General features: G+C 35.5%; 19 protein-coding genes. 9 read left to right on the forward strand and 10 right to left on the reverse strand.

Annotated elements, in window-relative coordinates; all coding sequences use genetic code 11:
* Nucleotides 1-169 precede the first annotated feature (169 nt).
* Nucleotides 170-592: a hypothetical protein gene (locus tag EAG08_RS17150; protein WP_129536495.1), complete on the forward strand. Its 423-nt coding sequence runs from the start codon at nucleotides 170-172 to the stop codon at nucleotides 590-592.
* 184 nt (nucleotides 593-776) lie between these two features.
* Here EAG08_RS17150 and EAG08_RS17155 read toward each other — a convergent pair whose 3' ends face one another.
* From EAG08_RS17155 to EAG08_RS17180, 6 genes are all read right to left on the reverse strand, one after another.
* Nucleotides 777-2630 (reverse strand): alkaline phosphatase family protein, encoded by a 1854-nt coding sequence (locus EAG08_RS17155; RefSeq protein ID WP_129536496.1) that lies wholly within the window; start codon nucleotides 2628-2630, stop codon nucleotides 777-779.
* An 83-nt stretch (nucleotides 2631-2713) separates the two neighbouring features.
* The gene (locus EAG08_RS17160) at nucleotides 2714-3382 is read right to left on the reverse strand and encodes an HAD-IA family hydrolase (RefSeq protein WP_129536497.1); all 669 of its coding nucleotides are present in this window, start codon (nucleotides 3380-3382) and stop codon (nucleotides 2714-2716) included.
* A gap of 3 nt (nucleotides 3383-3385) precedes the next feature.
* Nucleotides 3386-4540 carry a TIGR03364 family FAD-dependent oxidoreductase gene (locus EAG08_RS17165; RefSeq protein WP_129536498.1) on the reverse strand — a complete coding sequence of 385 codons (1155 nt, stop codon included), beginning with the start codon at nucleotides 4538-4540 and terminating at the stop codon, nucleotides 3386-3388.
* A gap of 10 nt (nucleotides 4541-4550) precedes the next feature.
* Complete coding sequence (locus EAG08_RS17170) at nucleotides 4551-5864, reverse strand: DUF5690 family protein (RefSeq protein WP_129537286.1); 1314 nt, start codon at nucleotides 5862-5864, stop codon at nucleotides 4551-4553.
* Between the two features lie 7 nt (nucleotides 5865-5871).
* Nucleotides 5872-8697, reverse strand: coding sequence for a TonB-dependent receptor (locus EAG08_RS17175; RefSeq protein ID WP_129536499.1), 2826 nt, complete (start codon nucleotides 8695-8697; stop codon nucleotides 5872-5874).
* Between the two features lie 339 nt (nucleotides 8698-9036).
* A complete protein-coding gene (locus EAG08_RS17180) occupies nucleotides 9037-9612 on the reverse strand; it encodes a helix-turn-helix domain-containing protein (protein ID WP_129536500.1) in 576 nt (191 codons plus the stop codon).
* A gap of 786 nt (nucleotides 9613-10398) precedes the next feature.
* Here EAG08_RS17180 and EAG08_RS22735 point away from each other — a divergent pair.
* The 7 genes from EAG08_RS22735 (at nucleotide 10399) to EAG08_RS17210 (ending at nucleotide 15613) form a co-directional block, all read left to right on the forward strand.
* Nucleotides 10399-10527: a hypothetical protein gene (locus EAG08_RS22735; protein ID WP_262696751.1), complete on the forward strand. Its 129-nt coding sequence runs from the start codon at nucleotides 10399-10401 to the stop codon at nucleotides 10525-10527.
* Nucleotides 10528-10744: 217 nt separating this feature from the next.
* The gene (adhP, locus tag EAG08_RS17185) at nucleotides 10745-11764 is read left to right on the forward strand and encodes an alcohol dehydrogenase AdhP (protein WP_228446619.1); all 1020 of its coding nucleotides are present in this window, start codon (nucleotides 10745-10747) and stop codon (nucleotides 11762-11764) included.
* 105 nt (nucleotides 11765-11869) lie between these two features.
* Nucleotides 11870-12121 (forward strand): MBL fold metallo-hydrolase, encoded by a 252-nt coding sequence (locus EAG08_RS17190; protein WP_129536502.1) that lies wholly within the window; start codon nucleotides 11870-11872, stop codon nucleotides 12119-12121.
* Nucleotides 12122-12369: 248 nt separating this feature from the next.
* Nucleotides 12370-13032: a BON domain-containing protein gene (locus EAG08_RS17195; protein ID WP_129536503.1), complete on the forward strand. Its 663-nt coding sequence runs from the start codon at nucleotides 12370-12372 to the stop codon at nucleotides 13030-13032.
* Between the two features lie 361 nt (nucleotides 13033-13393).
* Nucleotides 13394-13972, forward strand: a complete 579-nt coding sequence (locus tag EAG08_RS17200) for a hypothetical protein (protein WP_129536504.1) — start codon at nucleotides 13394-13396, stop codon at nucleotides 13970-13972.
* A gap of 34 nt (nucleotides 13973-14006) precedes the next feature.
* A complete protein-coding gene (locus EAG08_RS17205; protein ID WP_129536505.1) occupies nucleotides 14007-14699 on the forward strand; it encodes a DUF1003 domain-containing protein in 693 nt (230 codons plus the stop codon).
* 68 nt (nucleotides 14700-14767) lie between these two features.
* On the forward strand, nucleotides 14768-15613 hold the full coding sequence (locus EAG08_RS17210) for a universal stress protein (RefSeq protein ID WP_129536506.1): 846 nt from the start codon (nucleotides 14768-14770) through the stop codon (nucleotides 15611-15613).
* A gap of 165 nt (nucleotides 15614-15778) precedes the next feature.
* On the opposite strand, the gene EAG08_RS17215 is transcribed toward EAG08_RS17210, so the two are convergent.
* From EAG08_RS17215 to EAG08_RS17235, 4 genes are all read right to left on the reverse strand, one after another.
* Nucleotides 15779-16948: a DUF3570 domain-containing protein gene (locus EAG08_RS17215; protein ID WP_129536507.1), complete on the reverse strand. Its 1170-nt coding sequence runs from the start codon at nucleotides 16946-16948 to the stop codon at nucleotides 15779-15781.
* A 36-nt stretch (nucleotides 16949-16984) separates the two neighbouring features.
* On the reverse strand, nucleotides 16985-17212 hold the full coding sequence (locus EAG08_RS17220; RefSeq protein WP_047443853.1) for a DUF4266 domain-containing protein: 228 nt from the start codon (nucleotides 17210-17212) through the stop codon (nucleotides 16985-16987).
* 43 nt (nucleotides 17213-17255) lie between these two features.
* Entirely contained in the window at nucleotides 17256-18182 is a 927-nt protein-coding gene (locus EAG08_RS17225) for an FAD:protein FMN transferase (protein ID WP_129537287.1), read from the reverse strand.
* A 572-nt stretch (nucleotides 18183-18754) separates the two neighbouring features.
* Complete coding sequence (locus tag EAG08_RS17235; protein WP_129536508.1) at nucleotides 18755-19144, reverse strand: hypothetical protein; 390 nt, start codon at nucleotides 19142-19144, stop codon at nucleotides 18755-18757.
* 240 nt (nucleotides 19145-19384) lie between these two features.
* On the opposite strand from EAG08_RS17235, the gene EAG08_RS17240 reads away from it, so the two are divergent.
* On the forward strand, nucleotides 19385-21886 hold the full coding sequence (locus EAG08_RS17240) for a cation-translocating P-type ATPase (RefSeq protein WP_129536509.1): 2502 nt from the start codon (nucleotides 19385-19387) through the stop codon (nucleotides 21884-21886).
* Nucleotides 21887-22012: the final 126 nt, after the last annotated feature.

A 22012-nucleotide genomic window follows, 5' to 3' on the forward strand; every position in this document is an offset into this window, starting at 1 on the left:
CAATCTAAGTGGGAGCGTGGTTGCTGCTTTTTCCCCAATCCCATACATGTTTATTGACTCTAAATATTTCATAAAAATATTTTCACAAATATTAGAATTTTTTCCTCTGAATAAGGTTTGTATGGCACAAATTCTGTTATAGTAAAAGCACATCAAAAAAATAAAAAATATGGAATCGATCAATGTTAAAGTGGCTTTTTGTACAGAATGTAAAGGATATTATGCAGCAACTCCTGCGAAAAAAGAAGATTGTAATCACCCGGAAATTATCGACCATTATTTTTACCACGGCGAACCGTATTTTACTTTAAATCAGCGTTCATTCGAAGCAAATACTCAATTATCAAATACAGAAGTTCGTATTTTAAAATTGTCTGATCATCAGGCTAACGATCATCAGCATTGTAATTGTGTTAAAACTATTGAACAAAGGAAAACAGTTACCTTAAAATCTGAACCCAAAGAGCATAAATTAATCACGAGCACAGAAAATTCTGAAATGGAAACTGATGTTTATTTTACAGATTTGTATTACACTTACAATAATTTTCATGGTATAAATACACAAGTTGGTCGTTCTGCTTCTGCATAATTCTTTAATTTTTAAATAAAATTTATAGATAAAAATATTTTACTGACTTTTGAACGGTATCAAAATAATGATATCAAACAAAATTATTTTAAAATAAAAAGCCTCTGGAAATTAATTAAAACACCACCAATAGATTCCATTGGTGGTGTTTTTTGGCGTAATGTTTTTTTAAATCAGATTTTAATTACCTTTTTATAAAAGATTTAGAAAAAGAAGTTTTGTCACCTTTGATCTGAACAAAATAAACTCCGGCAGATAAAAATTCAGTATTTATTTTTTGATTGTATTGAGAATTTGAAGATGATAATTCCTTTACAGAAACAATACTTCCTTTTGCATCAATAATATTTAATGTCAGTTTTTTATCAAGTGAACTAAATCTTATATTGATTTCATTACTCGCTGGATTTGGGTAAATAACCAATTCATTTTGTTTTTTCTCAGCATCATTTACAGAAAGTACTGCTGTATTGCACACAGGGATTCTGTTTACACCATCAATTCCCCAAGATGATTGCACCGGAATACATAGCCAATTGAGCACAGTAGGGAAGTGGTCGGTCTGTCTCGGTGTATTCAGGTAGTTTTGAATGGTAAATGTTTCTGAGGTCTGAAGATTTCTCGTCGGAGAGCCTGTAATGGTTGCATTATTACCTAATGGTCCTGAATCTGTCAAAGTATTTCCTGAAACTTCAGTCATTTTATAATTTGCTAAAAGATTAGAGTAGAAAGGATGCGAGCTTGTAACATCCTGATTTGCCCATTGAACTATAGCTTCATTCGATAATTTTGCATTCCAAATTCTTACATCTTTATAAGAAGCAGCCAAATTAACACCATAAGTATTGGTTCCGTCCTGATTGATGGTTAATGGTAAATTAGAAGTGATATCACCGATATTATTCATTTTCCCAACAGTTACAGGAACGCCATCGTCGTACATTGTCGCAAGACCGTCTCTGTCGAACGTTACAGCGATATGTTTCCACTGGTTTGTTATTAATTTTCCTCCAGTCAGATCCAGTCTGTTGCTTCCATCGCCAATATTCATTTTAAAGGTCTGTCCTGAATATCCTGAAATTACAAAACCTTTGTTTGTCCCGCTGTTCCAGTTTTTATTGCCGATGAATACTGGGTCGCTGCTATAGTTAGCGTTTGGTTTCACCCAAAATTCAATGGTGAAATCCTGACTTGCACCGAAATTAAAACTGCTTTGAACTGAAGGCTTTGCATACGTTCCTGCAGGGAAATTCAGACGGTTATACGTTGGAGTATTTTGGTTTTGAGTTTTGCTGATTTGCTGAGGCGTGAAAGATGGGTTTGAATAGATTGAAAAAATATCTCTTTCAGTAAGATTTCCTCCTCCATGTGCAGCACCTTCTCCACCGTGATCGGTAGTGACTACAACCAACCAGTTTTCGTTATTATAAGTGCTTCTGTTTTTCATTGCTGTCAGAATTTCACCGATATAAGTATCTGTAAGTTGAATAGAATTCACATATTGCGATGAAGCTGAAGTAAAACCGTATGAATGTCCTGCACCATCCACATCATCAAAATCAACGAAAAGTACATCCGGATTGTCATTTTGAAGTGCATTAACTGCTGCATTTTTTACTGCAAGATCTGTTGAAAAGTTTGTTTTTACATCAGCAGTGTTGATGATATTGTTGTTAATTGGTGCCCAGTGAACTAAAGAAATGGTTCTCAAATTAGGATTGTATGTTTCAATTCTGGTTAAAAAATCACGATAATTAGCATAGTTTGGATTGGTGAAATTGTTGTCCGGCACGTTGTGCTTATCTAGACCCACTCCTGTAAGCATAGAACTCCAGCCGTTTCCGCTGATGGTTGGTGCTAATGTAATGGCATCTAAAGAATATACTGCAGTCGGTAATAATCCCTGGATGTTCGGAGTGTTGGATGACATCATCACATCAGGCCTGCAGCCATCTATCCCGATAAATAGGACTTTTTTGGTCTGTGCGGTCATTAATGCACCGGTCATTACCAAAAGAGAAAGAAATTTTGTTTTCATAATAACTATTTTAAAGATTTAATTTTTGAAATTGAATTAAAACTGATTACAGAAATACCTCTGTAACCAGTTCTTTGAAGGAATTAAAAAAGGATATGTTCAGCTTCTGAAAGATTGTTTAAAATATGATCGGGCAATGCCAATTCAAGTTGTGCTCTGGTTTGTGCACCGCTCAGAACGGCAATGGTCATTCCACAACCTGCATTTTTTCCTTCTTGGATGTCGATGGCAGAATCTCCGGCTTTCAAAACCTCTTTCGGATCTGTAATTCCGAATTTTTTCATTGCAAGGATGATCATTTCAGGACTTGGTCTGCTTTCAGAAACATCGTCGGCAGTAATCAGTGCATCATAATGAACATCAATTTTCCAGTTGAGTTTTGTAAGCAATTGTTGAGCAATTTTCTGAGTATAACCGGTATTTAGAACTACTTTTTTGTCTTTAGATTTTACTTTTAACAAAAATTCTTCAACTCCAGCAATGGGTTTTACGTTGAAATCGTTATAAGCAAGAGCCAATTCGTCAGAAAAGTTTTCGAATATGGCTTCAGTATCTTCCGTATTTCCGCCAATATTTTCGAGTAAGTTTTTAATAGCCTCCGCTTTTTCCATTCCGGCACAGATTTCAAGCACTTTATCTAAAGTCACTTCGTAACCATAGTCATTAACGGCTTTTGTAAGTGTTTTATACACCACATTATCTTCATCGATCGTTGTTCCGGCCATATCCAGAACCAATAATTGTATGTTCATTTTTTAAGAAAAAATTGTATTGATATTAAATTTTGAATAACCCCCGCTTCCGGTCATTCCTTTTCCGCCGATACCTGTCACGATATGAATGTTGGGCGATACATTGTGCTCGAAAATATCTTTGGTTTTGCACTGAGAATAAATGCCAAACCATCTTCTCTGGATTTCGTAGGTTGGCAAATCGATAATTTTTTTAGCTTCATTGATCATAAATTCGTCGATGTCCATATTTAAATCATAACCGAGGTCGTCTGCATTTTTTGCATCTGCATATTCGTGAGAATCGCCAATAATGACTGAACCGTCTAAAGCCTGTTTGAATAAAATGTGAATTCCGAATTTCTTTTCAAATGAGTTTTTGTCTTCACCTTCCTTTATTTTGGCAAAAGATTCACATTCAGTAAATGACTCGTATCTTCTGATGGAAAGTCCGGTGAGAATATTTCCCGGCAGCGAATAGATCCCCTGGGGTTTGGTCTGAAGCATTTGCAGTTTGCTGACTTCGAGATCACTTTCATTAAAAACTTCAGGATACAAAGTTTTAAACTCATGTCCGCCGCAAATGATGATTTTTGAAGAATGAATTTTCTTTCCTTCTGCAGTCACAACAGTACATTGAGAATTATTTTCAGTGGTTTCTACCACAGTGGTATTGTAGAAAATATCCAGACCTTCTTGATTTTTCAGATATTGATGAAGTTTTACAATCATTTCGCCCGAATCAACTGAAATTTCCTGAGGGAAAAACAATCCGCCTTTGCAGTAATCAGATCTCAGACCGTCAAACTTCTGAATGCATTCACTTTTAGAAAGAATGACCGATTCGTAATCGTTGTTTTTATTGATCTGCGAAAGTTCTTCAATCAACTGAAGTTCTTCATCGTTGGAAGCAATATATACAGAACCATTTTGTCTTACGGTAAGATCGGCTTTGGATTGCAGATCTTTATAAATATTTAAACTTTCTTTTCCGAAATTCTGCCATTTGATGTCCATTCCGGATGGAACGACCTGTCCGAAATTTCTTACGGTTGCGCCCTGTGGAATAGAATTTCTTTCCAGAATAGCGACTTTCAAGTTTTTTTGTAATGCGTGATAAGCGTGGAAGGTTCCTAAGATTCCACCACCTACAACGATTAAATCATATTGAGTATTCATATGTATCATTTTAAATTTTAAAAGCATCAAAACGAATTACCTGTGATGTTTCTTCGTCTTCAGCATTTGATTTTGACCTTGATTTTTTTTGGAATGCTAAAAAAGCAATAATTGAAAAAATTAAAACTGTGGCTGTGATGATATAATTGAGATTAATATAAAAATGAAGCCACGAGCGATCTTGAGAGCCTAAGTTTTTCAGAAACAGCACCGAAACGCTTCCCAAATATCCAAAGGCGTCCACGAAGTAGATGAAAAAACCGACATTTCCTTTAATTTTAAAAGCGGCAATCATCCGGTCAAAATAAATTCCGTTAAAAGGAATATAACAGAGGTACATTCCGAAACCCGATACCATCATCCATAAAAATGGAGAAATGATGTTGCTCTGAAATAAAATCGTGGAGAACGCCACTAAAATAATTCCGCCAAAAAGAATGTAATGATAGTAAGCAAAGGCTTTCCTGTTATTTTTTACTTTGACCATAAATCCGAGAATCAGTAAAACCATTATCGAAATCGGAACTTCTGTCAAAGTGAAAACCGAACTATCTGCATTACCGCTCATCTCATCCCAGATCTCACGGCTGAAATTGTCCCGGAAATCCCTTAAAACTGTCAGACAAATGTAAAGAATCGTGATGCTAACCAAAGGAAGGAAAAACTTTTTCACCAGAGACATTCTTTCTTCTTCACTCAAAGGTTTTCTTTCTTTTTTCAAAGCAATATCTTCTTCATTCGGAGCTGGAATTTTATTCAATAAAACAGCAAAAATGATTAATGGAATAATGAAAATCAAACCTGTTGCAAACGGCATCCAGAATTCCGAAATTCCGAAACTGTCCATTAAAAATTTTCCGGCAGATTTTACTACTCCTGAAGAAACTACAAAGCTTGAACAAAGAAATAAGCCAATAATTTCGGTGGTTTTTCTTCCTTCAATATAAGAGAATACAATTCCCCAGATCATTCCGAGAGGAATTCCGTTGATGAACATGAACAAAATATTGTATGGCGCAGGAACGACTGCAAAACCTAACAAAGCCAGTTCGGCAATTCCGATAAAAATCAAAAGAAAAAGAATTCTTTTCTGAGGTTTTAGTTCCGAAATAAATTTAATTCCGATAAATTTTGAAATAAAATAACCAACCGCTTGTGCTATGATGATTAAGATTTTATAATCAAAACCAAAAAACTCTAAATTGCTGAATGAGGCTACAGCAAAAGGTTTTCTGAACGCATACATGCAGAAGTAGACCCCGAAAGCAGCGATCGCCGCTTTCAGAGTTACATTCAATGTATTGTTTTTTGATGGAGAGGTCATCATCATTTTAGAAATTAAGTTTTACCCCAATATTTCCTCTTACACCGTAATATTCTACCTGTTCAGGTCTTTGTTCGTCTTTTCCAAAATGATAGATCAAAGGTTTGTTCAGAATGTTGTTGACATCTGCAAAGACGGTGATATGCTTGTTGATTTGGTACGAAGTTCCGAAGTCAAGATTGCTGTATTTTCCGTAGTATGAATCGTAAAGATCTTCTTCGGCATATTCTACTGCAAATTTTCCTTTATGATTGTAAGCCAGTCTTGCATTAAATCCTTTTTTCTCGAAAAACAATTGAATATTGTAGAGTTCTTTCGCCTGATATGGAAGTTTAACCATTCTTCCGCTTGGTTTTTCCATTTCAGAGGTCATGAAAGTTGCATTCAACTGTGTTCCAAAATATTGAAGGAATCCCGGCAGGAAGTCAAACCTTCTGTTGATTCCCAATTCGATTCCGCCTAACCATGCTGCTTTTCCGTTGTTGGGAGCACTGAATTGGACGCCATTGATTCCGTTATAATTTCCAATAAAAGAATCCTGAAAAATAGGATCTGTGATTGATTTATAGAAAACACCTCCGCTTAAAATCCCGACATTGGAAAAGTAATATTCACCCATTAAATCAAGGTTGATAGAGTAGGTCGGGTTCAGGTTTGGATTTCCACCTTTAAACTCATTATCGGCTTCACTGTATGTCCCTCCCGGAGTAAGGTCTCCAAAATTTGGTCTTGAAAAAGTACGTGTCGCTGCAAATCGTAAATTGGTTTTATCGTTGATCATATATTTCAAATGCAACATCGGTAAAAAGGCCAGATAGTTTTTGGTATTTTCTACCGGTGTCAAAACATCGTCAACAACATTGTAACCTTTTACTTTGGTATGGGTATTTGATAATCTTACACCTCCTAAAATGGTTATCTGATCATTGATTTTATAGGTTCCCATTCCGTAAGCATCTGCATGTTTTTCAAATACATCGAAATTTCTTCCTAATGCCTTGTTATATTCAAGCGCTTCAGAATCGGTTTTATTAATAGTTAAATTTCCCTGATTCTGTAACCAGAACTGATCCATCCCGCCTGTTGAAAGTACCGGACCAAAAGTATTTCCGATATTGGCATTCATTTCGCTCAAATACTTTGTAGCATTGGGTTGTGTCGTAACATGTTGACCGAAATCTGATAATAATGGAGCGGTACCATTTGACCAGTTGTAGAAAATATCAGAGAAACGGGCGTTACGTTCTTTATCACGGTATTTTAAACCATACTTTAAAGTTAATTTGTCAGAAGCGTTAATTTCGTGGTTGAAACCTGCTACGATTTTATCTTTTTCCTGAACGTATACTTTATAAAATTCCAAATCTGTAAACCTCATCTGAGAAGCATCCATCTTAAAATTCGGGTTGCTGTAAAAACCAAATAATGCATCTGGATCTTTTAAATCTAATTTTCCGCCATCTGCTTTCCAGTAAGCTCTCGGGCCGTTTCCTTTATCTGAAATATAATCCGGATTGATTCCTACACCGCTTTGAGTATATTTAATCACGTAGTAAGAATTATTCTGCTTATCAGGAATATTTCCGTATTTAAAAAGGTTGTTGTAGTAAGAAAGATCCCAGTCGATTTTGCTTTTGTTCAGCTGATGAACTCCACCCAAAGAAACCGAAGTCAGTTCTGTGATCAGTAAATTGTGAATATTCTGAAGCTCAACTCTCGCCGTGTTGTTGGCCGCACTAAATTTATCAAATCTCACTCTGTGTTTGTAGTGAGTTTCGTCATCTGAAAGAGTTCCGTACATTCCTTTAAGATATAAGGTGCTTTTCGGAGACAACACGTATTCTAAAGCTGCATTCGCTCCCGTGGTTTTTCTTACCCCATTGTAATCACGAAGTTCCATTCTGAAGACTCCTTCGTCACCGCTTCTTCTTGCTTCAAAATTATCTGTTGACCAGTTTCTGATGAAGTGTGAAAAATTAACAAGATATCCGAATTTTTTATCTTTCGTTCGTCCTCCGTAAAGCAATCCAAGATTGTAAACTCCTTTATCAGATTTTGCATTGTACCCCGTTCCTAAAGTCCCTCTGAACTCGGTTTTCATCGGAGGAGTTTTGGTGATAAAATTAACACCGCCGCCAATTCCGTCTGCTTCCATATCAGGAGTGAACGATTTATTAACGTGTACATAAGAAATCAATTCAGTAGGGAAAAAGTCGAATGCGGTAGCTCTCGAAGTGGTTTCTTCTTCAGCAGTCGGAAGTCTGTTTCCATTGATGGTCGTTGAAGCCCAAAATGGTGGAAGTCCTCTTAAAGAAACAAATCTTCCTTCGCCCTGATCACGCTCGATGGAAACACCCTGAACTCGCTGTACAGTTTCCGCTGCGTTTCTGTCCGGTAATTTTCCGATACCGTCTGAAGCGATGACATTTGAAATATTGATTGCGTTTTTCTGCATATTTAATGCACGGGCTTCACTGTTTTTCAAAGATCCGGTAACTACAACCTCATCAATATTTTTCTGTTTTTGAAACATTGAAATGATTCCCAAATCAAGCGACTGATCTGATATCAAATCAACCGTCATATTTTGAGGTTCATAACCGATGTATGTAAATTGTAAATCGTAGTGACCAGGTTTAAGATCATTGACAGAAAATTTTCCGTCAACATCCGTGATTACAATTTTTGAGCTTCCATTGATTTTAACCGTTGCGCCCGGAAGTGGCTGACTGTTATCTGAAACTGTTCCGGTGACAATTTGTTTTTGAGCCGATACAAATATCGTACAGCAGGCAAAAAGAGGAAATAAAGATTTTTTTATAATTGTTTCCATTGTTTACATATATTAAATTTCTATTGCAAAACAACTTAATAATTTTAATATATGTAAATTTTTAGTATTAATTTATATTTAATAAATAATGAATGATTGTTAACTCAATCTTACGGATTTACTCCACCTAATACATTGAAATTTTGGTGTTAAAATGTTGTAGAATTCTGTGTATTAGGGAGTTGTTTAAATAAATAAAAAATGAACTGCCTGTGAGTAGTTCATTTTGTTTAATCGTAAAATGTGGAATTTATATTAACAGTCTTAAATATATAAAAGACTAAATTTTACTATTTGTAAACTTTTTGTTTTGAAAAATATAAAAATTATGTGATTTTTTTAGTTTTTATCTGAATAAAAATAAAGCACCAACATCATACAATCTTCGTCGGAAATACTGACCGGAACGTGCGGTAATTTTCCATTGAAATAAAGCGAGTCACCTTCCTGAAGCTCAATTTCTTCATTATCAATGATGTATTTTACTTTACCTTTTAAAATATATTTAAATTCCCAAGCATCCGTAATCACTTTATCTCTTTTAGAATTGGGCTCTAAGGTGAGCAAGACCGCTTCAAAGCCTAATGAATGAAGGCTTTTGCTGAAGATATGCATATATTTAAATCCTTCAGCTTCTACTTCTTTTTCTATAACCTGCTGATTTTCTTTAGGAACAAAAATAAATTTTGCATTAGATTTTTTCTCAACGCCTTCAAAAAAATAACTGGCATCAATATCCAAAGACTGTATCAGTTCAAGCAAAACAGGCAATGACGGAATTGTTCTTCCATTCTCTATTCGTGAAACCAAACCGTTGCTCACATGAGCTTTTGAGGCAAGATCGTTGATGGTAAGGTTGTTTTTCTTTCTAATATCTTTTAATCTTTTTCCGATACCTATTAAAAAATCACTCATGTTATTTATTGTTTCAAGCTTTTGTATTTATTTTGACTGTAAAATTAGCAAATAAATAAAATGCTATTGTAAATAAATGTTACAAATAGTAAATATTTTATAAGATTATAGGTTTCTGACAGGGACAGTGAAGATCACATTCGTGCATCGGAGATGTTCCGAAAATAGTGATCGCCGTACTTTTTTGGGCTAATCTTTGAGCATTTGAGAATTGCGGCAATAACATGCTTCCTAATACTAAACCAAGCGCCATAAGATGTTTCGTAGTTTTCATTTTGATACTATTTTATTGTTTTAATTATATTTTTTATACGATGAAGAAGTGGGTAATTAATTTTACTCGTATAATAGGCGGATTTAAATTTTGTTTATCGTCACGATACGAGATTAGTATTGATTATACCGTGTTGATTTCTCTGAATTTTTGATTATTGAAGTTGATTTAAACTCATAGGACCAAGGTAAAATATGAGTAATGTTCAGAAAATGATGGTAATTTCATTCTTTCAGCTTCTCAAGGATCATTTTTATGATCATCTGAAATGTTTGTAATCCTATAATTATTGATCTTCATGATGTCTTTTCATTATTTAAATAGTGGTAATTAATTATCAATAGCTTGTTTTACATAGGTTCATCAAATGTCATCCTGGGATTATAATTATTTGGGATACTAAATTGCTTTGCTGACAATCACAAAGATTAATGATGGGGGTCATTTTCTGTATAAGGTTTTGTTTCTAGATTTGTTCAACTTTTTAAAATAACAACATAGAAACAATAGGCATGACATCAACTAGCAAAACGATGAATCCGTTCAATAATAAACTTGTGAAGTCATTTGATGAAATGACAGAGGAACAGCTTGAATCAAAAATCAAGCGGACAAAGCTTTCAAAAGCTGCAGGAAATTAGTGAAATTTGAGCGGGCGTAATTATTACAACGCATGCGGTCATCATGCGCAACAAATCCAATCCATACCGTCTCCGGATGTCGCCTATTGATTATAGCGGGATGCTGCTAAACAGCGTTCTTTCTTATTTTTTCCCATTTAACCTTTAATCCAGCAATTAGCTTTACCATACAATAAAGCCGTTGCAACAGAACTTTATAATTATGATACCAAAAAAAATGAAAGCAGCGGTAATCCACACTTTTGGAGAGCCATTACAAATCGAAGAAATGCCGGTGAGAGAGCCGAGCGACAATGAAATATTAGTGAAAGTCATTGCTTGTGGTGTTTGCCATACCGATCTTCACGCATGTGAGGGAGATTGGCCCGCCAAACCAAAGATGCCTTTGGTTCCCGGACACGAGGCGATAGGATATGTCGTTGCGTTAGGACACAGTGTAAAAAACGTGCAAGAAGGTGATATTGTCGGTGTACCATGGCTATACAGTGCCTGCGGATGTTGCGACTACTGTTACACAGGCTGGGAAACCCTTTGTGAAAGTCAGAAAAATGGTGGTTATAGTGTAGACGGTGGTTTTGCAGAATATGTGGTCGCCGATGCAAGATATGTTGCCCGCTTTCCTTCAGGTATCAATTTTGCAGAAATGGCACCGATCATTTGTGCAGGGGTTACTGTTTACAAAGGTCTGAAAGAAACCGGTGCTAAACCTGGGGAATGGGTAGGTATTTCTGGGATCGGGGGATTGGGACATCTTGCCATTCAGTATGCCAAGGCGATGGGTCTGCATGTGGCAGCTATTGATATTGCCGAGGATAAACTAAAACTGGCAAAAGAATTAGGGGCAGATGTCACTGTAAATGCTAAAGAAAATGATCCGGGATTGTTCCTTAAGAAAGAGACCGGTGGGATGCACGGCATGCTAGTGACGGCACCATCGACAATGGCATTCAATCAGGCGCTCGGCGCCCTTCGACGTAAAGGAGTACTTTCCTTAAACGGTCTTCCCTCAGGTACCTTTGACCTGTCAATTTTCGATACGGTAATCAATGGAACCACTATTAAAGGTTCGATTGTGGGAACTCGAAAAGATATGGAAGAAGCGATCGCTTTTGCTGTGGAAGGAAAGGTGAAGACTACCGTAAAAACGGCCAGACTCGAAGATATTAATACTGTTTTTGATGAAATGAAAAAAGGAGATATTAGCGGCAGAATGGTTTTGGAAATCGCAAAACCATAGCGTTCGTTTGCTACAATATTAAAATCTCATTATGATAACAATAAGGCATGGGTATACTTAAAGATAAGTCCTCTAATTTAAAGTTCAACATTAAAAGTTTAATTTATGTTTTTTCAGCATATTTATGATAAGAGCCTTGCACAGTCGAGTTACCTAATCGGCTGTCAGGCAGTTGGAGAAGCGATTGTTTTCGATCCCAAAAGAGATATCGATACCTATGTTCAGCTTGCCAAAGAAAATAATCTGACAATTACCCATATAATCGAAACGCACATTCACGCAGATTTTCTCTCAGGTTCACGCGAACTTGCAGAAGCAACGGGTGCTAAGCTGTATTTTTCCAATGATAACCGTTAAGATTGACCATGTAATTTTCAGCTTGTTGGTTCAGCAATAAAAATCTAATATATATCGCCTTGAATTGAAATAAAAACAGTTTGATTTAATCAAATAATATTTGGTCATCCCAAATGACTTACCTACTTAATGTAAGTTGACCAGTATCAAATGACAGCGTGATGAGCATCACTTTATTCAATCAGAACTTTGCGGAACTTTGAAATATTAAACAGCAAAAGCCTATTTCAAAATTAAAATTAAAAAAAATGAAAACAAATTCAGAATTACAAAAAGACGTTCAGGATGCCATTAAATGGGAACCACTGCTCAATTCAGCAGAAATCGGAGTCATTGCTAAAGATGGTATTGTTTCTTTAACAGGTATTGTCGACAGCTATGCGAAAAAAACGGAGGCGGAAGAGGCTGCTAAAAGTGTAAGTGGTGTAAAAGCTTTGGTAGAAAACATCGAGGTGAAATTTCCCAATTCTTTTACGAAGACAGATCCGGAAATTGCAAGAGAAGTATTGGATGCTTTGAAGGCTGCATGGGACGTTCCTGATGATAAAGTTTCGGTAAAGGTAGAAGATGGGTGGGTTACTTTAGAAGGAGTATTGCCATGGAATCATCAGAAAGAAGCGGCTAAAAGAGTGATCAAATATCTTAAAGGAGTGAAAGGGGTTTTTAATAATATTAAAATTAAATCTGAACTTCATGATGTAATAGAACAGAAAGCGGTAAAAGATGCTCTTAAAAGAAGTGCGATTGATGACAGCGATATTGATGTTGCCGTTTCAGGAACAACTGTAACTCTAACAGGATTGGTAAATTCCTTTTATGCAAGAGAAGAAGCAGGTCGCATAGCATGGAAAACACCTGGTATATGGCATGTGAAAAATGAACTGAAAGTAGATTATGAATATGCTTTCTAATCCATTTTATAAAAAACTTAGAAGTACTGAATGTGCTTTTAAGTTTTTTTTGATGAAACTGCCCAGCGAAATGTATATGAATTTAAAGGTTGTAAAGATTGAGACAATGAAAAATTTTGAAAAAAAATTTGCCTTGATAAAAGGTAGTTAAGGGATCACCGGAAAAGTTATCGTCTAGTTTTTTGTAGAAGAATGAGTTTACGTTTTTTTGGTTGATTTCTTTGATGAGGCGTTGAAAGAAACCGCGAAGGAACATTTCAACGATTTTCTATAGATGACGGAAATTGTGTTCAATAGTTATCCCAAGTAATCACATAACGATAGATCGTAAAACCTTTTAACAGCTTATAAAATATACACCATGAAAATCAAGGTTTTAAAATTTCTTGTACTGATCATGACATCAGTTACATTAACAGTTAGCACAAAGGGTCAAAACCGAGAAAACACAGCAACTGAAACAATAAAGAACAAACCCGTTGAAATTCCAAAAACAGAAATTCCTATTGATGTAGCTCAACATTTTGCTAAAGATCATCCGACTGCTAAAGAAGAACATTGGAGAGGTTATCCTACAAAAAATTTCAGAGATGTTTGGTACGATCACGTTTCCTCGGAGAATTCTTCACCGGCTTCCGATTATTTTGTCGTAGAGTTTATTGAAGGAACGACACATCGGGAGGCAATGTATTGCCGGGAGGGAAAGGAAGTTGTTATTCGTAAAAAATTGATGTCAACTCTTCCGGCATCTATATATGATGCTATAAAAAAAGGACCATACAAAGAATGGAAGATTGCAAAAGAGAAAGAAGAAATATTTAGAGACAGTGTTCTAGATCAGTTTAAGGTCTATAAAATAAAAGTACAGAAAGGATCTTCAAAACATTATTTGTTCTATTCAGCTGATGGGGTTTTATTAAGAGATAAAATTATTCAGTAAAATACACTGAACTTACGTCAATTAGTTATTAAAAATGAAAACGAGTTATATCAGCAGTAGGGAAATACGAGAAGGCGAGGAGGTTTATGGTCATGATATCAGAGCCGGGATTTTTAATCTGATCAAAGAAGGTTTTCCAGGATTTGACGGGGATGATTTTATATCTCTGACTGAACTGAACCTGTACCGACGTTTATATTTAACCTCTTTAATATCGCAGGAAAAAGGCGAATTGGAAATTATAGATCTTGATGTCATAGATGCTATAAAAAATAATTCTATCCTTTCAGAAAATATACAGGATGAGATAGAGTCTGACCTTAGTGTTGGTGAAAAGCTTGCCGACAAAGTAGCATCTTTTGGAGGAAGCTGGACTTTCATTCTCGTTTTCTTCTTTTTCATTGTCGTATGGATATGCATTAATATCTGGTTTTTATCAATCAGTCCTTTTGATCCTTATCCATTTATTTTATTGAACTTGATTTTGTCCTGCCTTGCTGCGATTCAGGCACCCATCATTATGATGAGCCAAAATAGACAGGAACAGAAAGACCGAATCAGAGCCGAACACGATTACAAAATCAATCTAAAAGCTGAGCTGGAAATAAAACTGCTGAGCGAGAAAATAGATCATCTGTTGGTTAATCAAAATAAAAAACTATTGGAAATTCAGGAATTACAGACGGATTATCTGGAAGACCTCATGAATGTTCTTAAAACGAAATAAACCTAATCCTATTTAATATAATTCTAAAAAATAGAATAACTAAAAACTAACTTAAACATTAAAAAAAAGTGGAAAAAATTCTTGTTACAACAGATTTCTCGGATCATTCAAAATCCGGATTGCGGTTTGCGATTCAGTTAGCAACCCAAAATGACTATCATCTTACTTTTATCAATGTTCATCATCTGCAAACTCCCTCTGCTTGGGATACCGTACGACTGGATGAATATCAGGATGAACAGAAACAGCTGATACATGCGAAGCTCATTCATTTTGTAGAGAAAATATATGCTACGCTACATAAAGAACCTCAACATATTCAATATGCAGTAGAAATATCTGCTTTACCCGATGACAGTATCAAAGAATACGCTGAAGAAAATGAATATGATTATATCTGTATGAGTACCAGAGGTAGAGGTGCATTAAAAAAGATTTTGGGAAGCGTGACATCGAACTTGATTAGTTTATCAAAAGTGCCTTTAATTATCGTTCCTCATGATTATAAAGTAAATGAAGTAAGAAGTGTTTTATACGCATCAGATCTTGATGATTATGAAAAAGAAGTAATTAAAGTCTTGTCATTTGCCAAACCAATCGGAGCATCTATAGAATTATTGAATTTTACGACAGAACCTTTTGATGAAGAGAACAGGGAGATTTTGAAGAACAGAATAGAAAAGATCACACAATATCCTGTGAGCGTACACGTCGAAGAAAGGAATGGAGATGATGACTTGCTTAAAGCCATAGAATCTGTTGTTAAAAAAACACAACCTTCAGTATTGGTCATGTTTACAGAGCAGAACAAAAATTGGTTTGAAAAGATATTTTATGCAGGGCATTCTGCTGAATATTCATTTCATACAAAGGTTCCCTTGTTGATATTCAGGAAACAGGTTGAGGAGATTTGATTTTTTTTAGCATAAATATCATGTGAAATTCCTCTCATAAGATATCACTTGGTGTTTATAAGTTTTAAGATTTGATACGGATATTTTTCGTTCGTTTTGCAAATAATTGTGCTTAATTTTTTTTAAAAAAATTGACTTGCCATTAGTGACAAGTCAATTAAATTTTTATTTAAACCTTAAATTCAACGAAATAATATCGGACTGCATCCCTACAGATTTTGTATAATGACCGTATCTGATTTCCAGCATATTGAGCCTTTCGATACCAAATAAACCATTTTTCGGACTGAATCGGATTCCGGCTCCGTAAAAATGACTGTCAAATTTAGACAGATCATAATTGCTGGTATAAAAGTCGTCAAAGGCAGTATGCTGCTGATAAGGTGCAAAATATTTCGCAGAAGTCTGTGAGTAATATCTGTAAAAAGGACTTACCGAAACAAAAGGTGAAATTTTCACAGGGGTTTCCAGACTGAATGTATTTGATTTTAATCCCCAATCATCTGTGTAATAGCGATAATATGCTTTTATGATGAATTTATCTCCTAAAAAATAATTGGCTCTTACTCCTAAAGGAATTTTAAATCTTTTATCCGGCAATGCTTCCTGATGAACAGAATTGTCCGTAAAATAAACCCTGTGAAAAGGTAAACTCAAATATCCGGTCTGTTGTATTCCGTCTGCCAAAAACTCCACTTGAAAATTCTGATTGATAATCTGAGAATAAGAGAGCGATAATGCAAAAGTATTTCTTGCGCTCGTTCCATTATTATCTGCAGTTCGCAATTCTATGGGAGCTATCATTTTTACCTGATCCAGATAAGCCTGAAGTTTTGCAGTAAATTCACCCATTTTATTCGGCGTTTTCTTTGCAAAGCCAATGTTGGCACCGTAAGACTGGTAATCATATTCAGAAGAAAATGAAACTCCAGCCATTAAAGTCGTTCCTTTATTTTCATTTTCTCTACTCCAGTTTAATGTTGGATAAATTCTGTTATCTGAACGAGATGCTGATGAATTGGCTTTCAGGTCGACCATATCGGAAGATGCGGAAGTGTAATGATCAATTCCGACACTGAAATCGAATTTATTTTTCCTTAAATTTTTATCGTACTTCACCATTGTAATATCAATGGTATTGGAGACGTCGGTTAGTTTCTCAGTTCCGATTCCTCCTGTTACCGCAGAATTATTTCCGTCTTGTTTATAATAGCTCGATACAAGATTAATCTCATCCAGACTTAGTTTTTTTGAAGGCTCAGTATTGGTATTTTCCTGCGCTTTTGCATTGAAAATTCCAAAAAGAGCAATGATACTTATGATAATTTTTCTCATTTTAAATCACAATTAAATTTTACAATTACTCTTCTTTTAATTACATCCGCAACCTCCGCCCACTTTTCCAGCATTAGCGCCTGAGGAACCTTCTCTGTAAGACTGAAAGCTCAGCTCGGTTTTTTCTATAGTTCTGTTTCCAAGAACCATTTCAGCATCATTTAATTTGTTTTTTTCGTATTCTTTTACGGTTGTACAGGATTGTACAGAAGCGATGGTTACTAAAAAGCAAATTGCTGTTGTTATTTTTATGAAATTTTTCATTTGAATTAAATTTGTTTTTAAAATTTAAAATCCAAGATTGGATTCATTTTAAATTAATGTTTTGAGATGAATATATTTTGTCCTGATCATCGATGATGATGCATTCCAGGTGATTGATCTGATTCACCATATTGAGGGCAGAATCAATTCCCATAATGCTTACGGGGGTTGCCATAGCATCGGCAATTTCAGCGTTTGGACAAAAAATAGTTACACTTTTCACACCCGAAACTGGCATTCCTGTTTTTGGGTTGATGGTATGAGAATATTTTTTACCGTTGATGACCACAAACTTTTCATAATTTCCTGAGGTAGCGATCGCCATATCGGTGATGTTCATATATGAGAACGGCTGTTTTGCATTTTCGGGATCGGCAATTCCAATGGTCCAGGGTTTTCCGTCTGCCTGATTTCCCCAGGTCGTCAAATCGCCGGAAGCATTTACAATTCCCGAAGCAACACCTCTTTTCTGAAGAAGTCTTTTTGCCATTTCCGCTGCATATCCTTTTCCGATTCCTCCGAAACCGATTCTCATTCCTTTTTCTTTCAGAAATACAGTTTGGTTATCACGATTCAGGATAATGTTTTGGTAATTGACTAACTTCAAATGATCTTTGATTAATTCGGGATCAGGAAGCTGCTTCATCTCCCGGTCGAAATTCCAGAAACTTTTATCGATTCCGCCGTAGGATATATCAAAATAACCATCGGTAATATGGCTGATTCTCAGACTTCTTTCAATCAGTTCAAAAACTTCGCAATCAACTTTTACAGGTTGTATTCCTGCATTTTGATTGATAAGGTTGGTCTGGCTTTCTTCACTGAAGGTGGTCAGTAGCTTTTCGATTCTCCGGATTTCTTCTATGGCAGCGTCAATGTGCTGTTGTGCCGTCTTTTCATCATCATTAACAACGGTAATTTCAAAAGCATTGCCCATTAATTTTTGAGGTCTTTTGAATTCTCTAAACATCATTGTCTACTGTTTTTGATTTTCTTTTATTTCCCGGATCTCTTTACTGAAAGCCAAAGCGTTTTCAGAAGGTAGACCTTCCCAGCTTTTCAGTACCTTTCCTTCAGAATTTAATAAAAGGGTGTAAGGAAAGAGCCCTTTTTGATTATACTGATCTGCAAGCGAAGCGTTCTCTTTTTTAATTCGGGAGAAAGCTGGTTTTTCTTGTTTCTCGGAAAATCTGCGTTAATGTAGATAATCACATTTTCTGTTTCCAGTTTTTTAAAATCTTCAGTTTCAATAATATTTTTATGAAGTTTGATGCACGGAATGCACCAGTCTGAACCCGAAAAATTGAGTAAAATAAGCTCCTTTTTATCAGTCGCTGTTTTTTTGCATCCTCAAAACGATTTTGAGCCTTAGCTGAGAAAGAAAGCATAACCATTGTTAGGCTTAGAAATAATGTTCTCATTATTTAAAATTTTATAATGATTTTATGTATTGATATGAAATACTTATAAACCTTTTATATAGATCTATAAAGAGTTGTTTAATTTGATCAGACTTTTGACCAAATTTTATTGTAAGTAATGTTATGAATATAAGGATCTAGGAGGTTCCCAAACAGAATTTAAAAAGCCTTTGTAGCAAAAATCTATATCACTGAAAGGAATCTTTTGGGAATGTACTGCAGGTAGATGTTCGTTTTTAATTTCAAATGCAAATCCCTTTTCTAATGTGAAAAACAGAATCAATGGAGCAGAGTGAACCACAAACGGCAACTTTTGATCTTTCTTATAATCACCGTCTTTAACGGGATGATCGTAATGGGTTTTGAGAAATGCAGTAAGAGACATTTCAGGATTCAAAGCTTTGTGCTCGCAATAATGTTCTATCAGATCAGGAATTTTCAACAGCTGATACAGTTCGGTTGTAGAAACCAAATATAAAGTCATCAACAGTATGGAAATCAATTTTTTCACTGATCAAAATTAGGAAATGTTTTGGTTAGAATGATTTTAAATTATTTGAATTACGATAACTTTTTATTGGTTCTGAAATAAACAAATATTTTAGGTTTCAACTTTTTTAATCTGTATTTCCTATTCAAAACTCTGAAAACTTTTTCGAAAAATATGTGATTTGCATCATTATTAAATTTGATCTTAATCAGGCAAAGAAATATGGGTAAATCGTATTTTTAGATAACAAATTTATTCGTTATGTCTTACCATTTACCTACAGAATTTAAAGGCCTCACGAAAGAGGAAGTTTATTCTTCCAGACAACAGCATGGCTACAACCGGTTGGAGGGTATTCGTAAGAATACATGGTTAGATCTGCTGCTTAATATTTTGAAAGAGCCGATGCTCATCTTGCTGATCATTATATCCGTCATTTATTTTATTGTCGGAGATTATGGTGAGGCTGTTTTTATGCTGGTGGCTATTATTGCGGTGACTGCTATATCTTTTTATCAGGATAATCGGAGTAAAAAAGCTTTAGAAGAACTTGAAAAACTCAACGAACCTCTAAGTACGGTCATCAGAAACTCGGAGGTTGTAAAAATACCAACACATGAGATTGTTGTAGGTGATTTATGTATTACTGAGGAAGGTCGGATTATCAACGCCGATGGTAAAATTGTACACAGTAATGATTTTTCGGTGAATGAATCTTCGCTTACCGGAGAAAGTTTTTCAGTCTTTAAAGATAGCAATACAGAAAATAATCTCGTGTACAGTGGAACTGTAACTGTTTCTGGATTAGCTGTTTTTGAGGTTCGGGAAATAGGAAGGTTAACAAAGATCGGACAGATCAGCGAATCAATTCTAACTATTAAAGAGGAAATTTCTCCACTGCAGATCCAAATCGGGAAATTTGTCAAAGGAATGGCTGCTATCGGTTTCATTATTTTTTTAACAGTGTGCATTTTCAATTACATAAAAACAGGAGATTTGGTAACAAGTCTTCTCAGTGGTCTTACATTAGCAATGTCGGTGTTACCCGAGGAAATTCCTGTAGCATTTACAACGTTTATGGCATTAGGAGCATGGAAACTTATGCGTCAGGGTATTATTATAAAGCGCAGTAGTATTGTAGAAACTTTAGGAAGTACAACGGTGATCTGTACCGATAAAACCGGAACCATTACTGAAAATTCAATGCATCTGAAGTATCTGTATGATTTCCGGTCAGGAAAGACCTACGAAGAAACCGATTTTAAAACTGATGAGGTAAAAGAACTGATCGCTTACGCTATGTGGAGTAGTGAACCGCTACCTTTTGATCCTATGGAAATCACACTTCACAAAATCTATGAGCAGACACAAAAAAATGATCAACGGAAAGAATTTCAAATGTTTCATGAATATCCGCTGGAAGGCAAGCCCCCCATGATGACCCATCTTTTTGAAAATGTACATAAAAATAGAATCATTGCAGCGAAAGGAGCCGCTGAAGCCATTTTGAAGGTTTCAAAGCTGTCAGAAATCCAAAAACAAGAGATCAGAAACATTATACAGAAATTTGGAAAGCTGGGATACCGGGTTTTGGGAGTGGCCAAGTCCGATTTTGAAGGAAATAATTTTCCTGCAAGACAACAGGATTTTGTTTTTGAGTTTTTAGGTTTGACGGTATTTTATGATCCTCCTAAAAAAGGAATTCAGGATGTATTTCAAAGTATTTATAATGCAGGTATTAAAGTCAAAGTAATTACAGGAGACAATGAAGATACCACCCAAGCTATTGCAGTACAGGCTGGGATTGTAAATTCCGCTCCTGCTGTCAATGGAAATGAAATTATCAATAGTTCCGAAGAAGATTTAATAAATATCTCAGAACGCAGTAATTTATTTACAAGGATGTTTCCCGATGCAAAACTAGCTGTCATTAATGCTTTAAAAAAGAAAGGAGAAGTAGTGGCGATGCTTGGAGATGGTGTGAACGATGGCCCTGCGCTTAAAGCTGCGCATATCGGTGTAGCCATGGGCAATAAAGGAACAGAAATTGCCAAATCTGCCGCCGCATTGGTGATCACGAATGATGATTTAGCAAAACTTATTGTTGGAATCGCTGCAGGAAGAAGAATTTATGCGAATATTAAAAAGGCAGTTCAGTATATTATTTCTATTCATATTCCTATTATATTGACTGTTTCTTTACCGTTATTTCTGGGCTGGATATTCCCTCAAATATTTACTCCGGTTCATGTTATTTTTCTTGAGCTCGTCATGGGGCCGACCTGTTCCATTGTATACGAAAATGAACCGATGGAAAAAAACACAATGACCCAACCTCCAAGAGCATTGGGAGAAACTTTTTTGAATTTCAGTGAGTTGGGGATCAGTATACTACAGGGACTGGTTATCAGTGTTGGGATTTTGTTCGTATATCAGTATAGCGTTCAACTTGGTGGCAGTGAAGAAAAAACCAGAGCCATGGTATTCAGCACACTCATCTTTGCCAATATACTCCTAAGCTTCGTTAATCGATCGTTTTACTATAGTGTATGGGAAAGTTTAAAAAACCGTAATCTCTTACTTATTGGTATTTCTTCTTTAGTCTTAGGGCTGTTGTTGGTTATATTATACGTGAAGCCAGTATCTTTTTTCTTTAAAGTAACTGTTCTTACTTTGAATGAATTAGGGATGTCATTTTTCATAGCAGCAGTCTCAGTGCTATGGTTTGAGATCTTTAAATATGTGAAAAGAAAAAGAGAGTGATATATAAAGCTACCTAAGATCTTATAGAGTCCAAGACATTCATAATTAGGATTTCAAAGACTTTACGATTCATCTGCAATAAAAGATTGAAGATATAAAAAAAATCAATGATATACGCTACTGGCA

It is taken from the genome of Chryseobacterium sp. 3008163, assembly GCF_003669035.1.
Lineage (GTDB): Bacteria > Bacteroidota > Bacteroidia > Flavobacteriales > Weeksellaceae > Chryseobacterium.